The organism is Streptomyces alkaliphilus, from assembly GCF_014141535.1.
Taxonomy (GTDB): domain Bacteria; phylum Actinomycetota; class Actinomycetes; order Streptomycetales; family Streptomycetaceae; genus Streptomyces; species Streptomyces alkaliphilus.
In genome coordinates this window covers 1-1,920 of sequence record NZ_VKHT01000948.1, presented here as the reverse complement: position 1 = coordinate 1,920, position 1,920 = coordinate 1, and the positions used below count along the sequence as shown (strand labels likewise).

Annotated in this window: 2 protein-coding genes; both read left to right on the top strand. The window is 74.6% G+C overall.

The features are described 5' to 3' along the window. Positions 1-1,135: ATP-binding protein (locus tag FNQ90_RS21385; protein WP_182607851.1), on the top strand; the 1,135-nt coding region annotated here is incomplete at its 5' end. A 22-nt stretch (positions 1,136-1,157) separates the two neighbouring features. Then, on the top strand, positions 1,158-1,886 hold the full coding sequence (locus FNQ90_RS21380) for a LuxR C-terminal-related transcriptional regulator (protein WP_182607850.1): 729 nt from the start codon (positions 1,158-1,160) through the stop codon (positions 1,884-1,886). The last annotated feature ends 34 nt before the right edge of the window (positions 1,887-1,920 follow it).

Below are 1,920 nucleotides of genomic sequence, written 5' to 3'. Positions count from 1 at the left end.
GCGACCCACCCGACCGGCCGGCGCCACCGGCAAAGCCGGCGCGGCCGGGGCCGGGAACCCCTTCGCCGCCCCGGAGGCCGAGCGCGAGGGCAGACGCGGCGCCGCGCGCCGCAACCGGGGCCTGGCCCTGGTGGTGCTCGGCATCGGCGTCATCGCCCTGTGGAACAGCCTGGAGCACCAGGTCGGCATCGGCTACGTCTGGCCGCTGTTCCTCATCGGCATCGGCGCCGCCGTGGTGTGGCGGCAGGTCGACAACAGCCGCCGCGCCCACTGGGCCGAGGTCACCCGCCGCAGCGGATGGCTCCCGGTGGCCCGCAGCGCGGCCGGCGTGCTGCTCGTGGTCATCGGCGTGGTGCTGTTCGTCGTCGTGCAGGGCGCCAGCGAGGACCTCAGCCGCATCCTCCAGGCGGCGCTGGCCGTGCTCGTCGGCATCGCCCTGCTCGCCGGCCCCTTCCTGGTGCGGGTCGTGCAGGACCTCTCCGAGGAACGCACCATGCGCATCCGCGCCCAGGAACGCGCCGAGGTCGCCGCCCACATCCACGACTCCGTCCTGCACACCCTCACCCTCATCCAGCGCAACGCGGAGAACCCCCGCGAGGTCGCCCGCCTGGCCCGCGCCCAGGAACGCGACCTGCGGGCCTGGCTGTACAAGTCCTCCGAACGGGCCGCCTCCGGCGCGGCCGGCGAGAAGGCCGACGCGGGCGAGGCCGAGGCCGCGCCCGGCACCTTCGCCGAGGCGGTGCGCGCCACCGTCGCCGAGGTCGAGGACCACCACGGCGTGCCGATCGAGGTGGTGTGCGTCGGCGACTGCCCCGTGGACGAGGGCCTCTCGGCACAACTCCAGGCGGCCCGCGAGGCGATGGTCAACGCCGCCAAGTACGGTGGCGAGGGCGGCCCCGTGCAGGTGTTCGCGGAGGTCGAGGGGCGTACCGTCTTCGTGTCGGTGCGCGACCGGGGTCCCGGCTTCGACCTCGACGCGGTCCCCGGGGACCGCATGGGCGTGCGGGAGTCCATCATCGGCCGCATGCAGCGCCACGGCGGCAGCGCCCGGGTGCGCACCGCGCCCGGCGAGGGCACCGAGGTGGTGCTGACGATGGAACGCGACGGGCAGGACCAGGGGCAGCGGGCCGAATGAGGCGGGAAGCGGAGGCACGACGGTGAACAGCGGGCAGGGAACCACCGGCAACGGCGGGAACGGCGGAAACGGCAACGGCGGGGGGCCGACCGGGCGGGTCCGGGTGGTGCTGGTGGACGACCACCGGATGTTCCGGGCCGGCGTGCAGGCCGAGATCGGCCGCACCGACGAGACCGGGGTGGAGGTCGTCGGCGAGGCCGGGGACGTGGATCAGGCACTCACCGTCATCAAGGCCACCCGGCCCGACGTGGTGCTGCTGGACGTGCACCTGCCCGGAGGCGGCGGCGTGGAGGTGCTGCGGCGCTCGGCGTCCCTGATGGCGGCGGCCGACCGGCCGGTGCGGTTCCTGGCGCTGTCGGTGTCGGACGCGGCCGAGGACGTCATCGGCGTCATCCGGGGCGGCGCCCGGGGGTACGTCACCAAGACCATCACCGGCGACGACCTGGTCGCGGCGATCTTCCAGGTCGCCGACGGGGACGCCGTGTTCTCCCCGCGCCTGGCCGGCTTCGTGCTCGACGCCTTCGCCTCCAGCGACGCCACCCCCGTGGACGAGGACCTGGACCGGCTGACCCAGCGCGAGCGCGAGGTGCTGCGGCTGATCGCGCGCGGCTACGCCTACAAGGAGGTCGGCAAGGAGCTGTTCATCTCGGTGAAGACGGTCGAGTCGCACGTCTCGGCGGTGCTGCGCAAGCTGCAGCTGTCCAACCGGCACGAGCTGACCCGCTGGGCCACCGCCCGCCGCCTGATCTGAGTCGGGACGCGGGGCCGGGGGCGTGGCGGGGTAC